An 18,734-nucleotide genomic window follows, 5' to 3' on the forward strand; every position below is an offset into this window, starting at 1 on the left:
CCGACGCAGCCGACATGCAGCGCGGCCCCGACGGCGGCGCCGCGCTCTATCGCGCGCGCCGCGAACGTGTGCTTGCAGCGCTGCGTGCGCAAGGCGGCGGTGTCGCGCTCGTGCCGACCGCGCCCGAAGCGCTGCGCAATCGCGACGCGGACTATCCCTATCGGCACGACAGCTACTTCTACTACCTCACCGGCTTCACGGAGCCCGAGGCGCTGCTCGTGCTCGACGCGAACGCGGGCGAGAATCAGCCCGCCGCGATCCTGTTCTGCCGCGCGAAAAACGTAGAGCGCGAAACATGGGAAGGCTTTCGCTTCGGTCCGGACGCCGCGCGCGAAGCGTTCGGCTTCGACGCCGCGTTTCCCGCCGACGAACTCGACGCGCGCATCCCGCAACTCATCGCCAACCGTCCGGCGCTGCACTACGCGCTCGCGGCCTCCGATCGCTTCGATGCGCAGGTGAAGCGCTGGATCGACGCGGTGCGCGCGCAGGGGCGCAGCGGCGTCACGGCGCCGGCCGCCGCGTACGACCTGCTGCCGCTGCTCGACGACATGCGCGTGTCCAAGGATGCACACGAACTCGACACGATGCGCCGCGCCGCGAAGATCTCGGCGCTCGCGCACGTTCGCGCGATGCAGACTTGCCGCCCCGGCATGCGCGAGTACGAGATCGAGGCGGAATTGCTCTACACGTTCCGCAAGCACGGCGCGCAGGCGCCCGCCTATGGCTCGATCGTCGCGGCAGGCGCGAACGCGTGCGTGCTGCATTACCCGGCCGGCAACGCGGTGGCGCGCGAGGGCGACCTCGTGCTGGTCGACGCCGCGTGCGAGTTGAACGGCTATGCCTCGGACATCACCCGCACGTTCCCAGCGAGCGGCCGCTTCACGAGCGCGCAACGCGAGCTTTACGACATCGTGCTCGCCGCGCAGCAGGCCGCGATCGACGCCACGCGCGCCGGCGTGAATTTCGAGGCGCCGCACGACGCCGCGGTGCGCGTACTCGCGCAGGGGCTGCTCGATACGGGCATCATCGACCGGCAGCGCTTTGCGAGCGTCGACGACGTGATCGCCGAGCGCGCCTACGCGCGCTTCTATATGCATCGCACCGGGCACTGGCTCGGCATGGATGTGCACGATGCTGGCGATTATCGTGAACGTGGTGAACGCGGCGTTGCGGCAAGCGCCGATAAACCCGACGCCCCGCCGCCGTGGCGCACGCTGCGCGCCGGCATGACGCTCACGATCGAGCCGGGTCTCTACATCCGCGCGGCCGAGGACGTGCCCGAGCGCTACTGGGACATCGGCATCCGCATCGAGGACGACGCCATCGTCACCGAAACGGGCTGCGAGCTGATCACGCGCGGCGTGCCCGTTGCCGCCGATGAAATCGAAGCGCTCATGCAGGCCGCGCAACGCGGCGCCTGACGCAAACGGAACGCAAACGCGAAGATTCCACACGAAGCGAAGCAAACGACATGAACGCAGTTTCCGGCAGCGCGAACGACACATCCACCGGCGCGAACGCGCCCGCCCATTTCGACCACGATGTCACGATCGTCGGCGCGGGGCCGGTAGGTCTCGCGCTCGCGGGTTGGCTCGCCCGGCGCAGCGCCACGCAAGGGCTCTCGATTGCGCTGATCGACGCGCGCGAACCCGAGGACAGCGCAGGCGATCCGCGCGCCATCGCCGTTTCGCAAGGCAGCCGCACGCTGCTCGAAGCGCTCGCGTGGCCGCACGACGCCACGCCCATCGAGCGCATCCATGTTTCGCAGCGCGGCCATTTCGGGCGCACGCTGATCGACCGCCACGACTACGACTTGCCCGCGCTCGGCTACGTGGCGCGCTACGGCGCGATCGTTCAGGCGCTCGCGCAGGCCGTGCGCGGCACGCCGGTGCACTGGCTGCATCACGCCCAGGCCCACGATCCTGTCGCGGAGAACGATGGCGTGACGCTGCCGGTCGCGAGCGCGGGGGTCGAACGGCATCTGCGCACGCGCGTCCTCGTGAACGCCGAAGGCGGCCTGTATCGCACGCCGCCGCCACGCGACGCGCAAGACAATAGCGACGAAGGCAACGAAGCCGATGCAGAGGCCGCACCGCCGGGCGCCAAAACCAAACGCACGCGCGACTACGGGCAAACGGCGCTGGTCGGCGTGGTGACGCTCGCCGCCCCTCAGCCCCACGTCGCGTGGGAGCGCTTCACGAGCGAAGGCCCGATCGCGCTCCTGCCGATGGGCGGCGTGCGCGGCGCGGATTACGCGCTCGTGTGGTGCTGCTCCCCTACCCAGGCCGAGCGCCGCGCGCAGCTTTCGGACGCGGAGTTCCTCGCCGAACTCGGCATGGCGTTCGGCGCGCGCATGGGCCGCTTTACGCAGATTCACGGCCGTGCGTCATTTCCGCTCGGCTTGAACGCGCTCGACGCCCTCGTTTCCGGTCACGGCCGCATCGCGGCGGTCGGCAATGCGGCGCAAACACTGCATCCGGTGGCGGGCCAGGGCCTCAATCTCGGTCTGCGCGACGCCCACGCCCTCGCCGATTCGCTCGCGCAGCACGGCGCCACGCCCCGCGCGCTCGCCGAGTTCGCGGGCCGCCGCGCGTTCGACCGGCGCCTGACGATCGGCGCGACGGATACGCTCGCCCGCCTGTTCACCGTCGATTTCGGCCCGCTCGCCGCGCTGCGGGGGCTCGCCCTCACGGCGCTCGAATTCGCACCGCCCGTGAAGACAGCGCTCGCGCGGCAGATGATGTTCGGCCAGCGGAGTTGAGGCCAACTAAGGGTCGCATCGTTTTTTCTTTGAACGCTGCAACGCCGCTGCGCGAGCCGACCAGGGTCCGCGCTGCGCGACCCCGCATCCCGCTTACGCTAAAATAGACGTTTCCCCTTTTTCAAATTCACGCCGATCGCCGCGCCGGCCGGATTGCCATCCGGGTCGCGGCACCGGCTTCGCCCGCGCGTCATGTTCAATATCGGCCGTCACACCTTGCGTAATAACCTGTTCGTCGCCCCCATGGCGGGTGTCACTGACAGGCCGTTCCGTCAGCTGTGCAAGCGCCTCGGCGCGGGCTATGCGGTCTCCGAAATGGTCGCGTCCAACGCGCAGCTCTGGAAGAGCGAAAAGACCATGCGCCGCGCCAATCACGCGGGCGAAGTGGAACCCATCTCGGTGCAGATCGCCGGGGCCGATCCGGAAATGATGGCCGAAGCCGCGCGCTACAACGTCGCGAACGGCGCGCAGATCATCGACATCAACATGGGCTGCCCGGCCAAGAAGGTCTGCAACGTCGCGGCCGGCTCGGCGCTCTTGCAGAACGAGCCGCTCGTCGCGCGCATCGTCAAGGCCGTGGTCGACGCCGTGGGCGTGGGCCCCGACGCCGTGCCCGTCACGCTCAAGATCCGCACGGGCTGGGACCGCGACAATCGCAATGCGCTCACCATCGCGCGCATTGCCGAAGAAAGCGGCATCGCCATGCTCACCGTGCACGGCCGCACGCGCGCCGATCTCTATCACGGTGAAGCGGAGTACGAAACGATCGCCGCGGTTAAGGCTGCCGCGCGCATTCCGGTGGTCGCGAACGGCGACATTACGTCGCCGCAAAAGGCGCGCGAGGTCCTCGCGCTCACGGGCGCCGACGCCATCATGATCGGCCGCGCGGCGCAGGGGCGCCCGTGGCTGTTCCGCGAAATCGAGCATTTCCTGGCGACCGGCGAGCTGCTGCCGCCGCCGCGCGTGGACGAAATCCAGTCGATCATGAACGAGCATCTGGAGGACCACTACGCTTTTTACGGTGAATTTACGGGCGTGCGTACTGCGCGCAAGCATATCGGCTGGTACACTCGCGGCCTTTGTGGCGCCAATACGTTCCGGCATCGCATGAATACGCTGGACACCACGCGCGAGCAGCTCGTCGCCGTCAACCAGTTCTTCGACGAACAGAAGGCGCGCTCCGAGCGCCTCGTCTACGTCGACGACGAGAACAACGACAGCGACGGCAGCGACGAATCAACCGATCGACTGGCAGCATGAGCAAGCACAACATCGAACAATCCGTCCGCGAGAGCCTTGGCATCTATTTCCAGGACCTCGACGGCAGCAATCCGCACGACGTCTACGAAATGGTGATAGCGTGCGTCGAAAAACCGATGCTCGAGGTGGTGCTCGAGCAGGCAGGCGGCAATCAGTCGCTCGCCGCCGAGTATCTCGGCATCAACCGCAACACGCTGCGCAAGAAGCTCCAGCAGCACGGCCTGCTGTAACGCCGCTGCGTTTTTCTGGACCTTCGGCGCAGACCCCTCGATCTCTCGGCAATCTACCTCGTTATCCATCATGATCAGGCAAGCGCTCATCTCCGTTTCCGATAAGGCCGGCATCGTCGACTTCGCGAAGTCGCTGTCCGACCTCGGCGTCAAGATCCTCTCGACCGGCGGCACCGCGAAACTGCTCGCGGACGCGGGCCTTTCCGTCACCGAAGTGGCCGACTACACGGGCTTTCCGGAAATGCTCGATGGGCGCGTGAAAACGCTGCACCCGAAGGTGCACGGCGGCATCCTCGCGCGCCGCGACCTGCCCGAGCACATGGCCGCGCTCGAAAAGCACGACATCCCGACGATCGACCTGCTGGTCGTGAACCTCTACCCGTTCGTCCAGACGATCTCGAAGGAAGAGTGCTCGCTCGAAGACGCGATCGAGAACATCGATATCGGCGGCCCGACCATGCTGCGCTCGGCGGCGAAGAACCATCGCGACGTGACCGTGGTGGTCGACCCGGCCGACTACGCGAAAGTGCTGGAAGAAATGCGCGCGAACGGCAACAGCGTGAGCTACGCCACGAACTTCCGCCTCGCGACCAAGGTGTTCTCGCACACGGCGCAGTACGACGGCGCGATCGCGAACTACCTCACGAGCCTCACCGAAGCGCTCGAGCACAAGTCGCGCAACACCTACCCGGCCATGCTGAACCTCGCGTTCGACAAGGTCCAGGACCTGCGCTACGGCGAAAACCCGCACCAGAGCGCCGCGTTCTACCGCGACCTCGCGACGCCCGCCGGCGCGCTCGCGAACTACACGCAGCTGCAGGGCAAGGAACTCTCGTACAACAACATCGCCGACTCGGACGCGGCATGGGAATGCGTGAAGACGTTCGACGCCCCGGCGTGCGTGATCATCAAGCACGCGAATCCGTGCGGCGTGGCGATCGGCGCGAACGCGCTCGAAGCCTACTCGAAGGCGTTCCAGACCGACCCGACCTCGGCGTTCGGCGGCATCATCGCGTTCAACCGCGAAGTGGACGAAGCCGCGGCGCAGGCCGTGGCCAAGCAGTTCGTCGAAGTGCTGATCGCGCCGTCGTTCTCGCAAGCCGCGAAGGCCGTATTCGCCGCGAAGCAGAACGTGCGTCTGCTCGAGATCGCGTTGGGCGATGGCCATAACGCATTCGATCTGAAGCGCGTGGGCGGCGGCCTGCTCGTGCAATCGCTCGACGCGAAGAACGTGCAGCCGCACGAACTGCGCGTGGTGACGAAGCGCCACCCCACGCCGAAGGAAATGGACGACCTGCTGTTCGCATGGCGCGTCGCGAAGTTCGTGAAGTCGAACGCCATCGTGTTCTGCGCGAACGGCATGACGATGGGCGTGGGCGCGGGCCAGATGAGCCGCGTGGACTCGGCGCGCATCGCCAGCATCAAGGCTGAAAACGCGGGCCTCAAGCTCGCTGGCACGGCAGTGGCGTCGGACGCGTTCTTCCCGTTCCGCGACGGCCTCGACGTGGTGGTGAACGCGGGCGCGACCTGCGTGATCCAGCCGGGCGGCTCGATGCGCGACGACGAAGTGATCGCCGCCGCCGACGAGCACAACATCGCGATGGTGATGACGGGCATTCGCCACTTCCGTCACTGATCTTCGTCGCACTGGTTGCGTGCGGCGCGTCACCTGCACGTGACGCGCCGCTTGTGCAAAGCCCGCCGGACTTGCGTCTCGCGGGCTTTTTCTTTGCGCGGCGCGCCTTGTTCGCTCGCGCCTTCAAGGCTCGCGGCATCTGTGCCGTTCGTTGTACCATCGCAGGCACATCCGTCTTCCCCGCATTTCATGAGAATTCTCGGCATCGACCCCGGCTTGCGCGTCACCGGCTTCGGCGTAATCGAGCGTCACGGCCATCAGCTCACGTACGTCGCAAGCGGCGTCATCCGCACCGCCGATGCCGACCTGCCCACGCGCCTCGGCACCATCTTCGAGGGCGTTTCCACGCTGATCCGCCAGCACGCGCCCGATCAGGCCGCAATCGAAAAGGTCTTCGTCAACGTCAATCCGCAGTCGACCCTGCTGCTCGGGCAGGCGCGCGGCGCGGCCATCTGCGGGCTGGTTTCGGGCGGCGTGCCGGTGGCCGAGTACACTGCGCTGCAGCTCAAGCAGGCCGTGGTGGGCTACGGACGCGCGACCAAGGAACAGATGCAGCAGATGGTCGTGCGCCTGCTCGCCCTCACCGGCACGCCCGGCACCGACGCCGCCGACGCGCTCGGCATGGCGATCTGCCACGCCCACGGCGGCGACGCGCTTGCCACGCTCGGCGCTCTCGCGCCGGCGCTCGCGAAGAAGGGCATGCGCGTACGCCGCGGACGGTTGATCGGCTGAATGCGTGGGCGATGCGCCTGGGCGGGCGGCCAACGTTCCGGACGCGCGCTCCGGACTGCCCTGCCCTCCGCTACACTCTTGAGCTTTCCCTCATCACAGAACCCGCCATGATCGGTCGCATTGCCGGCGTATTGCTGGAAAAGAACCCGCCGCACCTGCTCATCGACTGCAACGGCGTCGGCTACGAAGTCGACGTGCCGATGAGCACGTTCTACAACCTGCCCGGCACCGGCGAAAAAATCGTGTTGCTCACGCAGATGATCGTGCGCGAAGACGCGCATCTGCTCTTCGGCTTCGGCTCGCATGAGGAACGCTCGACGTTTCGCGAGCTGCTCAAGATCAGCGGCATCGGCGCACGCATGGCGCTCGCCGTGCTCTCGGGCATGAGCGTGAATGACCTGGCGCAGGCGGTCACGCAGCAGGATGCGGCGCGTCTCACACGCGTGCCCGGCATCGGCAAGAAAACGGCCGAACGCCTGCTGCTCGAACTCAAGGGCAAGCTCGGCGCGGACCTCGGCGCAATGGCCGCCGCCGCTTCGCCTTCCGACCACGCGAACGACATCCTCAACGCGCTGCTCGCGCTCGGCTATTCGGAGAAGGAAGGGCTGGCCGCGATCAAGAACGTGCCCGCCGGCACCGGCGTTTCGGAAGGCATCAAGCTCGCGCTCAAGGCGCTCTCCAAGGCCTGATCGCCCACGCGCACGCTCGAGGCGTGCTGTTAGTTGCGGTGCCATCGTGATGCCCGGGACGGCCCCGCCGTCGCAGAGTCTGCGCGGTACAATCGCTGCATGATCGAAACCGACAAACTCGCCGCCAACCACGCCGGCGCCGACCGCGTGATCGCCGCCACGCCCGCCTCGACTCATGAGGAAGCGTTCGAACGCGCGTTGCGCCCGCGCCAGCTCGACGAATATGTCGGCCAGGAAAAGGTGCGCGGCCAGCTCGAGATCTTCATCGAGGCTGCGAAGCGCCGGTCCGAACCGCTCGACCACGTGCTGTTGTTCGGGCCGCCGGGCCTCGGCAAGACCACGCTCGCGCACATCATCGCGCGCGAAATGGGGGTCAATCTGCGGCAGACGTCGGGCCCCGTGCTGGAGCGCGCGGGCGATCTCGCGGCGCTGCTCACCAATCTCGAAGCCAACGACGTGCTCTTCATCGACGAAATTCACCGGCTCTCGCCGGTCGTCGAGGAAATCCTGTATCCGGCGCTCGAGGACTACCAGATCGACATCATGATCGGCGAAGGGCCGGCCGCGCGCAGCGTGAAGCTCGACCTCCAGCCGTTCACGCTCGTGGGCGCGACCACGCGTGCGGGCATGCTCACGAACCCGCTGCGCGACCGCTTCGGCATCGTCTCGCGCCTCGAGTTCTACAACGCGGGCGAACTCTCGCGCATCGTGCAGCGCTCGGCTTCGCTGCTCGGCGCGCAGATCCACCCCGACGGCGCGCTCGAAATCGCCCGCCGCTCGCGCGGCACGCCGCGTATCGCCAACCGCCTGCTGCGCCGCGTGCGCGACTACGCGGAGGTGAAGGCCGACGGCGCGATCACCGCGAAGGTCGCCGACGCCGCGCTGCGCATGCTCGACGTCGATGCCGTCGGCTTCGACCTGATGGACCGCAAGCTGCTCGAAGCCATCCTGCACAAGTTCGACGGCGGTCCGGTGGGCGTGGACAACCTTGCCGCCGCCATCGGCGAGGAACGCGACACGATCGAGGACGTGCTCGAACCGTATCTGATCCAGCAGGGCTATCTGCAGCGCACGCCGCGCGGGCGCGTGGCCACGCAGCTGAGCTACCGCCACTTCGGCCTCACGGTGCCGGACGACGCATCGACGGGCGGCGACTGGGAACCGGACGCGTCCTGAAGGCGCGCCAGCCTCAACGCAGCGCGAGCGAGAGCACGATGTCCGATCACGCCGGCCTCCCGCCCAACGCTCCCGAACCGACCGGCCTTGCCGGTCAGCTCGTGCGCCGCCTGCGCATGACGCTCGCCGAAAACATCACACATCTCACCACGGGCAGCGGCCAGAAACTCGATTACTCGAATCCGCCCGGCGACCCGGGCCTCTTCGGCCCTGACGCCGTTTGCTGGAAGGTCCATGCCGATTTTGCCGCGATGATGGCGGGCGGCGTCAGCGCGCTGTTGCTGCAGGCACTGCATCCGCTCGCGCTCGCCGGTGTGTGGGACCATTCGACTTTTCGCATCGACATCCTCGGGCGGCTGCGACGCACCGCGACCTTCATCGCCGGCACGACTTACGGCAGCCACGCCGACGCGCTGGCGCTGATAGAACGCGTCAAGCGTATCCACCTCGCCGTGACGGGCACTGCGCCCGATGGCCGTCCCTATCGCGCGACCGATCCTGCGTTGCTGACCTGGGTGCACGTGGCCGAAGTCTCGAGCTTTCTTGGCGCCTATTTGCGCTTCGTAAATCCCGCGCTGCCCGGTGAGATGCAGGATCAGTACTACGCCGAAGTCGCGCGCATCGCCGAACTGCTCGGCGCGACGAGCGTGCCGCACTCGCGCGCCGAAATCGCCGCGTATCTGCAGTCGATGCAGCCCGAACTCGTCGCGAGCGACCGCACGTTCGAAGTGGTGCGCGTGCTCATGGAAGCGCCCGCGCCGCGCCCGGGGATGCGCCCCGCAGGCGCGCTGATCAGGAACGCGGGCATCGACCTGTTGCCGCCGTTCGCGCAGCAGATGCTCGGCTTCGAGACCTTCGCGTTCGCGCGCCGCGCCATGGTGCGGCCCGGCATGCTCGCGGTGGCGCCGGTATTGCGCTGGGCGCTCGTCAACGGCGTCTCGAAACGCGCGCGGCGGCGGGCGGCGGCAACACCCGCGAAGTAGGCGCTGCGCAATAAAAAACGGCCAAGCCGCTCGCGCAGACTGGCCGTTGCATGTGCGGCGCGCCGATGCGACGGCGCGCGCCCGCGTGCTTACATCTTCACCACGTCGAGCAGCGTCTTCTTGCCCGCCTTGTAGTTGTAGAGCGAGATCACGCCGTGCTTGAGGTCGCCCTTCGAATCGAAGGTCGTCTCGCCAATCACGCCCTTGTAGTCCGTGCCCGGGATCTGCGCGAGGACCTTCGCGTGATCGGTGGAGTTCGCGCGCTTCATCGCGTCGACGACGATGTACACCGCGTCATACGTGAACGGCGCATCGAATTCGATCGGGTGACCGAAGCGCTTTTGGTACTTCGCCGCGAATGCCGCGCCGCCGTTCATACGCTCGATCGCCATGCCGGCCTGCGAGCAGACGATATTGTCCGTCGCCGCGCCCGCGAGGTCCGCGAGGCTTTCCGTGCACACGCCGTCGCCCGACAGCACTTTCGCGCGCAGACCGAGCTGGCGGGCCTGCTTCGCGAACGGGCCGCCCGTGGCGTCCATACCGCCGTACATGATGGCGTCGGGGTTCTCACCCTTGATCTTCGTGAGGATCGCGCGGAAATCGACGGCCTTGTCGTTGGTCGCGTCGTGCGAGAGCACCTTCATGCCGAGCGACTTCGCCGTCTTCTCGAACTCGTTTGCGAGGCCCTGGCCATAGGCGGTCGAGTCGTCGACCACGGCCACGGTCTTCACGTTCAGGCTCTTCGCCGCGTAATCGGCGAGCGCGGGACCTTGCTGGGCGTCGGTCGCGACCACGCGGTACGTGGTCTTGAAGCCCTGCTGCGTGTACGAAGGATTGGTCGACGACGGCGAGATCTGCACGATCCCGGCGTCGCTGTAGATCTTCGATGCCGGGATCGACGCGCCCGAGTTCAGATGGCCGATCACGGCCACGACCTTGTCGTCTACGAGCTTCTGCGCGACCTGGGTGGCCTGGCGCGGGTCGGCGGCGTCGTCCTGGGCGTCGAGCGCGAGCGTGATCTTCTGGCCGTCGATCGTCAAGCCCTTGGCGTTGATTTCCTCGATGGCGAGGCGCGCGCCGTTCTCGTTGTCCTTGCCGAGGTGGGCCGAACCGCCCGTGAGCGGCCCGACGTGGCCGATCTTGACGACCTGGTCGGCCGACGCGGTATTGCTCGCCGACAGCGCTGCGAGCGCCATGACCGCTGCGCTCACCGGCAGCAACTTGTGAAGCTTGAACGTCATTGAACTTTCTCCTGCGTGATTTCTTGGAATACCCGTTCGTACCTTGGACACTCGGCCTCGCGCTTGTCATGCGCGTGCGTCCCTCTTCAACGCCGGGCCGGGCATGGAGCCCAGTGGCCGGAGCGCCCAAAGGTCGGACAAATATTAGCAGGACGCTTAACTTCGTGGTTGGGCTTTGGAAAGATCCCGCAAGCGAGCGGAAAGGAAATCGGTGGGGCCGCGGCGTAGGCGAAGCACGGGAGCGGGGCGCTGGGAGGGGTAAGACAGGAAGAACAGGACAGCGCGGCGGAGCACCGCGCTGTCTGAAAAAAGTTAGCGCCCGGCCTCGGGCGTGCGTTTGAAGCCGTCGTCGGCGCTGACGCCGCCCAGATGCGCCACGTCACCCCATGCGACGACGCGCGCCTGCGTCACGTATTCGCCGCGTTCGAAATCGACGATGTTCACGCTCGTGTTCAGGAGCGGCCACGCGCGCGGTGCGTCGAGCGCGAGCCCGCTTGCGAAGCGGTACACGCAGTCGAGCACGCCGCCGTGCGCGACACACGCAATGCGGCCGCCCGGGTGCATGGCCAGGATCGGCTCGAGCGCGTGCAGCACACGGTGGTAGAACTCGCGCTGCGACTCGCCTTCGGGCGGCGCGAAGCCAGGGTCGCGCGTTTGCCAGTGCGCGTACTCGTCCGGAAAACGCTCGGCGATTTCGTCGCTGTCGTGGCCCTGAAAGGCGCCATAGTTACGCTCGCGCAGGCCTTCGGTGAGCTGCATGGGCAGACCCAGGGCTTCGGCAATGGGCTGCGCAGTCTGTTGCGCGCGCAACAAATCGCTCGACCAGATGGCGTCGAGCCGGGCGCCCGACTGCACTTCTTCCGCGAGCCGCGCGGCGAGTTGCTGCGCCTGCGCCAGGCCGCTTTCCGCGAGCGGAATGTCGATATGCCCCTGGATGCGCTTGATGCGGTTCCAGTCCGTTTCGCCGTGGCGGATAAAGAGAATCTGCGTGTTCATAGTCAGAAGCGCATGGTTCAGTTGCGCACTTGCAGCCAGAACGTGACGGGGCCGTCGTTCACGAGCGACACCTGCATGTCGGCACCGAATTCGCCGGTCTCGACGGTCGTATGCTTCTCGCGCGCGGCGGCAACGAAATAATCGAACAGGCGCCGACCCTCTTCAGGCGGCGCCGCCGGCGTGAAACTCGGGCGCAGACCGCTGTTCGTGTCGGCAGCCAGCGTGAACTGCGAGACGAGCAGCAGGCCGCCGGGGGCGCCGTTGCCGTCGATGTTCTGCACGCTCAGGTTCATCTTGCCCGCCGCGTCGCTGAACACGCGGTAGCCGAGCAGCTTCGCGAGCAGCTTGTCGGCATTGGCCTCGGTGTCGCCGCGTTCCGCGCAAACCAGCGCGAGCAGGCCCTGGCCGATCGCGCCGGTCACGCGCTCGCCGCCGTTGTGCGCCACGCGTACCTCGGCGCGGCGCACGCGCTGGATTAGCGCGATCATGCGGTGAGCGTCACGCGCGCAAAGCGGCGCTTGCCCACCTGCACGACGAACTCGCCCGCTTCGACCTTGAGGCCCTTGTCGGAGACGGTGGCGCCGTCGATCTTCACGCCGCCCTGCTCGATATTGCGCAGCGCTTCGCTCGTGGACGGCACGAGCCCCGCCTGCTTGAGCAACTGGCCGATGGCGAGCGGCGCGCCCGCGAGCGTGATCGATGGAATGTCGTCCGGCACGCCGCCCTTGGCGCGATGGTTGAAGTCTTCGAGCGCGCGCTCGGCGTCGGCCTGCGAGTGAAAACGCGCGACGATTTCCTGCGCGAGCAGCACCTTGAAGTCGCGCGGGTTGCGGCCCGCTTCGATTTCGCGCTTGAACCCTTCGATTTCGTCCATCGGACGGAACGAGAGCAGCGTGAAGTAACGCCACATCAGCACGTCGGAAATGCTCATGAGCTTGCCGAACATGTCGTTGGGCTTCTCGCTGATGCCGATGTAGTTGTTCTTCGACTTCGACATCTTCTCGACGCCGTCGAGGCCCTCAAGCAGCGGCATCGTGAGAATGCACTGCTGCTCCTGGCCGTACTGCTTCTGCAGTTCGCGGCCAACGAGCAGGTTGAACTTCTGGTCCGTGCCGCCGAGCTCGAGGTCCGCATTGAGCGCGACCGAGTCGTAGCCCTGCATGAGCGGATACAGGAATTCGTGGATCGAAATGGGCACGCCGCTCTGGAAGCGCTTGGTGAAGTCCTCGCGCTCGAGAATGCGCGCCACCGTGTAGCGCGACGCGAGCTTGATCATGCCGTCGGCGCCGAGAGGCATCGACCATTCGCTGTTGTAGCGAATTTCGGTCTTTTCGCGGTCGAGCACGAGCGCGGCCTGCTCGAAATACGTCTTCGCGTTCGATTCGATCTGCTCGCGCGTGAGCGGCGGGCGCGTGGCGTTGCGGCCCGACGGGTCGCCGATGAGCGAAGTGAAGTCGCCGATCAGGAAGATCACGTTGTGGCCGAGATCCTGCAGCTGGCGCATCTTGTTGAGCACGACCGTATGGCCGATGTGGATATCCGGCGCGGTCGGGTCGAGGCCGAGCTTGATGCGCAGCGCCTTGCCGGTGGCCGCGCTGCGGGCGAGCTTCTGCTCGAATTCTTCTTCGATCAGCAGTTCGTCCACGCCGCGCTTCGTGACGGCAAGCGCGTGACGGACTTCGTCGGTGACCGGAAAGGCGTCTTTTGCGCCGGTGCTGGAACCGGTGCTGGAGGTGGACTCGTTGCTCATGCTTCGATCGGTTCTGTCGTTAAGTCTGGGTCTAGGCCGCAATTTTACGTGATTCGACTCGCCGGGCCGAGATTTACGGGTCGCGCGCGCGGCGTTTGCTCGCGGCGCGTGCCGCGAACCCCGCGCTCAGGAACGGGCGGGGGCGCGCTCCACGCGCGGCACGCCTTTCGCGCGCGCCTGCCAAAGGTCGTAGGCAACCTGCATGGCGAGCCACAGATCGGCGCGGCCGCCGTTTTCTTCGCCGAGCCATGCCTCGAGGCGCAGCGCCATTTCGGGGGAGATGCCAGCGCGACCGTTGAGCACGCGCGAGAGGGCCGCGCGAGTGACGCCGAGTTGTGCCGCAGCCTCGGTCACGGTGAGCCCCAGCTCGGGGAGAATGTCGTCGCGCAGCGTTGCGCCGGGGTGCGGCGGGTTATGCATGCGTATCGTGGCGTTCATCTTGCTCGTGCCTCAGTGGTAGTCGTGATAGTCGACGAGGACCGCATGGCGGCCCTCGAATGCGAATGTCAGGCGCCAGTTGCCGTTGACGACGATCGCGTGATGGCCGTCGAGACGGCCTTCCAGCGCATGGCAGCGCCAGCCCGGCACGTTCATGTCCCGCGGGGACTCGGCCTCGTCTAGCCGCGCCAACTGACGCCGCAGGCGCGGTATGTGATCGGGCCGGATGCCTGCCTTGCTGCCGGTGAAGAAGAACGCCTTCAGGCCTTTGTGGTTCCACGACTTGATCATGACTCTCCAGACTAAGCAGATCCAATGGATGGGTCTGGAGCCGGGTTCCGGCTTGGGGTCGGTGCGCGCCCTCCGTATAGCGTATAGGCTCACTATACGGATGGCGCGTTGCGCAGTCAACACAGAGACTCAACGGGTTGACATCGCGCAAGGCTCCAGCGCCGCCCGCCTTCGAGCGGTGACGACGAGCGTCCCACAGCGCGCGGGCGGCCAACAGTCAGCCGTTCGGCTTACGCTCGAGAGGCATTGCACCGATAATCCCCTCGCAGGGCACTGAATTGCATTGATAAAGGAGCACAACGTGGCGCCACGCGACGCACCAAACGACAGCGCACACGCCGCCGACGGCGTGTATTTCGGCCTGATGTCGGGCACGAGCATGGATGGCGTGGACGGCATTGCCGTGCGCTTCGAGGCGGGCCAGCGGCCAGTGGTGCTCGCCGAGGCGTTCGTCGGCTTCGCGCAGGGGCTGCGCGAGGCGCTTTTTTCGTTACAGCAGCCAGGCGAGAACGAGATCGAGCGCGAAGCGCTCGCCGGCAACGCGCTGGCTGCCCGCTATGCGGTGTGCTGCCACGAGTTGCTGCGCGGGAGCAAGGTGCCCCCCGCCGAGGTGCGCGCGATCGGCGCGCACGGCCAGACCGTGCGGCATCGTCCGGAGAAGGGCTATACCGTGCAGATCCAGAACCCGGCGCTGCTAGCCGAACTCACGCATATCGACGTGATCGCCGATTTCCGCAGCCGCGACGTCGCCTCGGGCGGCCAGGGTGCGCCGCTCGTGCCCGCGTTCCACGCGACGCTGTTCGGCTCACAGGAAGAAACGCGCGTGGTCTGCAACCTCGGCGGCATCAGCAACATCACGGTGCTCTCGTCGACGGGCGCCGTGCGTGGATTCGACTGCGGCCCGGCCAACGCCCTGCTCGACCTGTGGGCCGAACGGCACCTGGGCAAGCCCTACGACGAGAACGGCAAGTTTGCCGCGAGCGGCAATCTGCATCAGCCGCTTCTGAACGCCCTGCTGGACGAGCCGTTCTTCGAGCAGCCGCCGCCCAAGAGTACAGGCCGCGATCTTTTCAATGCTCAATGGCTCGACGACAAGCTCAAGGGTTTCGAGTCTCTCACGCCCGCCGACGTGCAGGCCACGCTGGTCGCACTGACCGCCGTGAGCGTGGCCCGCGAGATCGAGCGTCACGCGAGCGATTGCCGTGCCGTGTATGTCTGCGGCGGCGGCGCGCGCAATGCGGCATTGATGGCTGCGCTGCGAAAGGCGCTCGAAACAGGCGGTGTGGCGGGCGTACCGGTCACGACCACCGAAGCGCTCGGCGTCCCGCCGCATCAGGCGGAGCCGCTTGCTTTCGCGTGGCTCGCCATGCGCTGCGTGGCACGCGAACCTGGCAATCTCGCGGCCGTGACCGGGGCTGCCGGCGAGCGCGTGCTGGGTGCGATCTATCCGCGCTGAGCAGGCGCGCACCAATAAGAAACGGGGCCGAAGCCCCGTTTCTTATTACAGCAAATCGATCAGACCGAGAACGACGAGCCGCAACCGCACGTGGTGGTCGCGTTCGGGTTCTTGATGACGAATTGCGCGCCGTTCAGATCGTCCTTGTAGTCGATCTCGGCGCCGACGAGGTACTGATAGCTCATCGAGTCGATCAGAAGCTGGACGCCGTTGCGGTTCATCACGGTGTCGTCTTCGTTGACCGTTTCGTCAAACGTGAATCCGTACTGGAAGCCCGAGCAGCCGCCGCCCTGCACGAATACGCGCAGCTTCAGCTCCGGGTTGCCTTCCTCGTCGATCAGTTGCTTGACCTTGTCAGCCGCTGCTTCGGTGAAAACGAAGGGACCGGGCATTTCGGTCGCGGTAGTTTCAGTGACAGCGCTCATTCGAACTCTCCAAAAAAGCTTCTAGCCGCTATTGTAGGGCTCTTCCCGATATCGTGCTTAAGCCCACGAAATCAAGGGGTTTCTCCAGCTTGTCGCAGCTTGCGCGCCACACGTTCGGCGCGCCGACGAAAACGAAAAACAAACGAAAAAGCCGCCCGGCGCACGAAGCGCGGACGGCTTTTGCAGCTGCGCTGCGCCCCGCGAGGGGCGCAGACGCCAAGCGCCAATGTGAGATTAACGCTTCGAGAACTGCTTGCGGCGACGTGCCTTGTGGAAACCGACCTTCTTACGTTCCACTTCACGTGCGTCACGGGTGACGAAGCCAGCTTGCGACAGTGCCGGCTTGAGCGTTGCGTCGTAGTCCATCAGCGCGCGCGTGATGCCGTGGCGAACTGCGCCGGCCTGGCCGGTTTCGCCGCCGCCCGTCACGTTCACCTTGATGTCGAACGTCGTGCCGTGGTTCGTGAGTTCCAGCGGTTGACGCACGATCATGAGCGACGTTTCGCGCGAGAAGTAGTCGGCGATGGGCTTGCCGTTGACGACGATCTCGCCCTTGCCCGACTTGATGAAGACACGAGCGACGGCGCTCTTGCGGCGGCCCGTACCGTAATTCCAGTTACCGATCATATGGGCTCCCCTTAGATCTCGAGCGCCTTCGGCTGTTGCGCCGAGTGCGGGTGCGTTGCTTCTGCGTAGACCTTCAGCTTCTTGATCATCGCGTAACCGAGCGGGCCCTTCGGCAGCATGCCCTTCACGGCCTTCTCGAGCGCGCGGCCCGGGAAGCGTTCCTGCATCTTGCCGAACGTCGTTTCGTAGATACCGCCCGGGTAACCCGAGTGACGGTAGTACTTCTTGTCGGTGGTCTTGTTGCCCGTGACCTTCAGCTTGCCGGCGTTGATGATGATGATGAAATCACCAGTGTCGACGTGCGGGGTGAACTCAGGCTTGTGCTTGCCGCGAAGACGGCGTGCCACTTCGCTGGCGACACGGCCGAGAACCTTATCCGTCGCGTCAATCACGTACCATTCGCGCTGCACTTCATGTGCCTTGGCGGAAAAAGTCTTCATGATCGATCCAAAAAAAATGCTGTGCCCTGTTTTGGTCCTGCTTATATGGTGACGCTCGTTGACGTCGGCGCAGGCTCTCCCTGGTTCGAGTTTCCCCGTCTCCGCGCGGACATGGATGCGGAGAACCTACGATTATAAAGGGAAATTCAGTCGCGAGTCAAAAAATTGCTTTCGGCGCGTTACTGACGGTACAAGCCGAGGGCGGCAGACGAAAAAAAGCCCGAACGCGTTTGTTCGGGCTTAATCCACTCTTTTGAGGAGGGTGGAGGAGACATGCTGAGGGTGTCGTGAAGCACGACAACCAATGAGACGAATTATACGGATGAGCCTTGTGCGGCGCAAGGACATTTGCATTGCGAAATCTAACACCACAATGTGAAATCAAATCGAAACGACGTACTGGAAGAGAATTTCTTAAAAATCAGTGGGTTAAAAATCCTGCCGGCGAAAAGCATCCAGGACAGCTAGAGCGAAACCCCTAATTCCGGCACGGAAATCCGCCTTGTCCACAGGATGTCGCGATGCAACATTCAAGCGGGTGTCATAAGGCGCGCGCCGCCGTGTCCCCCGGACATACCAGTAAGGCGCGGGCTACAATGCCGTTCGGAATCACAAGAAATCGCGCAGGGGCATACGCACATGGAATGCAAAGTTAGCTGGATGGGTCAGGACGGCATGGCGTTCGCAGCTGAAACGGGCAGCGGCCATCTCGTCAACATGGACGGCGCACCGGAAGGCGGCGGCCACAACCTCGCACCGCGGCCGATGGAAATGGTGCTGCTCGGCACGGGCGGTTGCACGGCCTACGACGTAGTGCTGATCCTCAAGAAGAGCCGCCAGGAAGTGAGCGGCTGCAGCGTGACGCTCAAGGCCGAGCGAGCGAGCGAAGATCCCAAGGTCTTCACGAAAATCCACTTCCACTTCACCGTGACCGGCAAGAGCCTGAACCCCGCCACCGTGGAGCGCGCGATCAACCTCTCGCACGACAAGTACTGCTCGGCGTCGATCATGATCGGCAAGACTGCCGAGATCACGCATACGTTCGAGATCGTCGCGCCTTGATATCGGCGGCAATAATCGGCGGCAAAAGAAAAAGCCGGCGCGGTTCTGCGAAGAACCGCGCCGGCTTTTTGCATGAATGAGGCTGCAAAGCAGGCCGATAAGCCGGATTCTGTGCACACGCCGCGTCCGAAGACGCGCCGCGCGTGGCAGCCATTCCTCTAGGCGCGCCATTGCTGACGCGCTCAAGCTTCCTACCCGCAGACGGAATGGGGGCCCCATCCTGCATCCCGAAGATGCGCGCCTGCCTACTTGGAATTGCTCCGGGTGGAGGTTACCGTGCCGTCTACGTCACCGCAGACGCGGTGCGCTCTTACCGCACCGTTTCACCCTTACCTGATCCCGACCGAAATCGGGCCATCGGCGGTCTGTTCTCTGTTGCCCTGTTCCGCGTGTCGCCACGGATGGCCGTTAGCCATCACCCTGCCCTGTGGAGTCCGGACTTTCCTCGCCTCTTTGGCCGAAACCTCGGAGCCGCGACTGCCTGGCCTGCTTTGCGAGGCGCGATATTAGCACGCGCGGGCGCGACGCGCCGGGGGCCGGA

General features: G+C 65.6%; 20 protein-coding genes and 1 other RNA gene. 11 read left to right on the plus strand and 10 right to left on the minus strand.

What is annotated here, in order from left to right; all coding sequences use genetic code 11:
- The first annotated feature begins 14 nt into the window (after positions 1 to 14).
- From M3I53_RS02960 to M3I53_RS03000, 9 genes are all read left to right on the plus strand, one after another.
- Positions 15 to 1,421 carry an aminopeptidase P N-terminal domain-containing protein gene (locus M3I53_RS02960; protein WP_254314723.1) on the plus strand — a complete coding sequence of 469 codons (1,407 nt, stop codon included), beginning with the start codon at positions 15 to 17 and terminating at the stop codon, positions 1,419 to 1,421.
- A 50-nt stretch (positions 1,422 to 1,471) separates the two neighbouring features.
- Positions 1,472 to 2,761, plus strand: a complete 1,290-nt coding sequence (locus M3I53_RS02965) for a UbiH/UbiF/VisC/COQ6 family ubiquinone biosynthesis hydroxylase (RefSeq protein ID WP_254314482.1) — start codon at positions 1,472 to 1,474, stop codon at positions 2,759 to 2,761.
- 192 nt (positions 2,762 to 2,953) lie between these two features.
- The gene (gene dusB, locus M3I53_RS02970) at positions 2,954 to 4,021 is read left to right on the plus strand and encodes a tRNA dihydrouridine synthase DusB (protein WP_254314483.1); all 1,068 of its coding nucleotides are present in this window, start codon (positions 2,954 to 2,956) and stop codon (positions 4,019 to 4,021) included.
- Positions 4,018 to 4,251, plus strand: coding sequence for a Fis family transcriptional regulator (locus M3I53_RS02975; protein ID WP_254314484.1), 234 nt, complete (start codon positions 4,018 to 4,020; stop codon positions 4,249 to 4,251). Before dusB ends, M3I53_RS02975 begins: the two co-directional genes overlap by 4 nt.
- A gap of 70 nt (positions 4,252 to 4,321) precedes the next feature.
- The gene (gene purH, locus M3I53_RS02980) at positions 4,322 to 5,887 is read left to right on the plus strand and encodes a bifunctional phosphoribosylaminoimidazolecarboxamide formyltransferase/IMP cyclohydrolase (RefSeq protein ID WP_254314485.1); all 1,566 of its coding nucleotides are present in this window, start codon (positions 4,322 to 4,324) and stop codon (positions 5,885 to 5,887) included.
- A 189-nt stretch (positions 5,888 to 6,076) separates the two neighbouring features.
- Positions 6,077 to 6,619, plus strand: coding sequence for a crossover junction endodeoxyribonuclease RuvC (ruvC, locus tag M3I53_RS02985; protein WP_254314486.1), 543 nt, complete (start codon positions 6,077 to 6,079; stop codon positions 6,617 to 6,619).
- Positions 6,620 to 6,726: 107 nt separating this feature from the next.
- Entirely contained in the window at positions 6,727 to 7,308 is a 582-nt protein-coding gene (ruvA, locus tag M3I53_RS02990; protein ID WP_069268447.1) for a Holliday junction branch migration protein RuvA, read from the plus strand.
- Between the two features lie 99 nt (positions 7,309 to 7,407).
- A complete protein-coding gene (gene ruvB, locus M3I53_RS02995) occupies positions 7,408 to 8,484 on the plus strand; it encodes a Holliday junction branch migration DNA helicase RuvB (RefSeq protein ID WP_254314487.1) in 1,077 nt (358 codons plus the stop codon).
- A 38-nt stretch (positions 8,485 to 8,522) separates the two neighbouring features.
- Positions 8,523 to 9,467, plus strand: a complete 945-nt coding sequence (locus M3I53_RS03000; protein WP_254314488.1) for an oxygenase MpaB family protein — start codon at positions 8,523 to 8,525, stop codon at positions 9,465 to 9,467.
- An 89-nt stretch (positions 9,468 to 9,556) separates the two neighbouring features.
- On the opposite strand, the gene M3I53_RS03005 is transcribed toward M3I53_RS03000, so the two are convergent.
- From M3I53_RS03005 to M3I53_RS03030, 6 genes are all read right to left on the minus strand, one after another.
- Positions 9,557 to 10,708, minus strand: coding sequence for a branched-chain amino acid ABC transporter substrate-binding protein (locus M3I53_RS03005; protein WP_254314489.1), 1,152 nt, complete (start codon positions 10,706 to 10,708; stop codon positions 9,557 to 9,559).
- A gap of 312 nt (positions 10,709 to 11,020) precedes the next feature.
- Complete coding sequence (locus tag M3I53_RS03010; RefSeq protein ID WP_254314490.1) at positions 11,021 to 11,704, minus strand: histidine phosphatase family protein; 684 nt, start codon at positions 11,702 to 11,704, stop codon at positions 11,021 to 11,023.
- A gap of 17 nt (positions 11,705 to 11,721) precedes the next feature.
- Positions 11,722 to 12,192 carry a D-aminoacyl-tRNA deacylase gene (gene dtd, locus M3I53_RS03015; RefSeq protein WP_254314491.1) on the minus strand — a complete coding sequence of 157 codons (471 nt, stop codon included), beginning with the start codon at positions 12,190 to 12,192 and terminating at the stop codon, positions 11,722 to 11,724.
- Entirely contained in the window at positions 12,189 to 13,454 is a 1,266-nt protein-coding gene (gene tyrS, locus M3I53_RS03020) for a tyrosine--tRNA ligase (protein WP_254314492.1), read from the minus strand. Before tyrS ends, dtd begins: the two co-directional genes overlap by 4 nt.
- A gap of 126 nt (positions 13,455 to 13,580) precedes the next feature.
- Complete coding sequence (locus M3I53_RS03025) at positions 13,581 to 13,892, minus strand: HigA family addiction module antitoxin (protein ID WP_254314493.1); 312 nt, start codon at positions 13,890 to 13,892, stop codon at positions 13,581 to 13,583.
- Between the two features lie 12 nt (positions 13,893 to 13,904).
- Complete coding sequence (locus M3I53_RS03030; RefSeq protein WP_254314494.1) at positions 13,905 to 14,183, minus strand: type II toxin-antitoxin system RelE/ParE family toxin; 279 nt, start codon at positions 14,181 to 14,183, stop codon at positions 13,905 to 13,907.
- 301 nt (positions 14,184 to 14,484) lie between these two features.
- Between M3I53_RS03030 and M3I53_RS03035 the strand changes: the two genes are divergently transcribed.
- On the plus strand, positions 14,485 to 15,639 hold the full coding sequence (locus tag M3I53_RS03035; RefSeq protein ID WP_309249477.1) for an anhydro-N-acetylmuramic acid kinase: 1,155 nt from the start codon (positions 14,485 to 14,487) through the stop codon (positions 15,637 to 15,639).
- 59 nt (positions 15,640 to 15,698) lie between these two features.
- On the opposite strand, the gene erpA is transcribed toward M3I53_RS03035, so the two are convergent.
- The 3 genes from erpA to rplM form a co-directional block, all read right to left on the minus strand.
- Complete coding sequence (erpA, locus tag M3I53_RS03040) at positions 15,699 to 16,064, minus strand: iron-sulfur cluster insertion protein ErpA (protein WP_042262553.1); 366 nt, start codon at positions 16,062 to 16,064, stop codon at positions 15,699 to 15,701.
- Between the two features lie 234 nt (positions 16,065 to 16,298).
- Entirely contained in the window at positions 16,299 to 16,691 is a 393-nt protein-coding gene (gene rpsI / locus M3I53_RS03045; RefSeq protein ID WP_028209425.1) for a 30S ribosomal protein S9, read from the minus strand.
- Between the two features lie 11 nt (positions 16,692 to 16,702).
- The gene (gene rplM, locus M3I53_RS03050; RefSeq protein ID WP_028201949.1) at positions 16,703 to 17,131 is read right to left on the minus strand and encodes a 50S ribosomal protein L13; all 429 of its coding nucleotides are present in this window, start codon (positions 17,129 to 17,131) and stop codon (positions 16,703 to 16,705) included.
- 639 nt (positions 17,132 to 17,770) lie between these two features.
- Between rplM and M3I53_RS03055 the strand changes: the two genes are divergently transcribed.
- Positions 17,771 to 18,193 (plus strand): OsmC family protein, encoded by a 423-nt coding sequence (locus tag M3I53_RS03055; RefSeq protein WP_254314495.1) that lies wholly within the window; start codon positions 17,771 to 17,773, stop codon positions 18,191 to 18,193.
- Between the two features lie 82 nt (positions 18,194 to 18,275).
- On the opposite strand, the gene rnpB is transcribed toward M3I53_RS03055, so the two are convergent.
- An RNA gene (gene rnpB / locus M3I53_RS03060) (RNase P RNA component class A) lies at positions 18,276 to 18,686 on the minus strand.
- Positions 18,687 to 18,734: the final 48 nt, after the last annotated feature.

The sequence above is a fragment of the Paraburkholderia sp. CNPSo 3272 genome (genome assembly GCF_024206495.1).
Classification (GTDB): Bacteria; Pseudomonadota; Gammaproteobacteria; order Burkholderiales; family Burkholderiaceae; genus Paraburkholderia.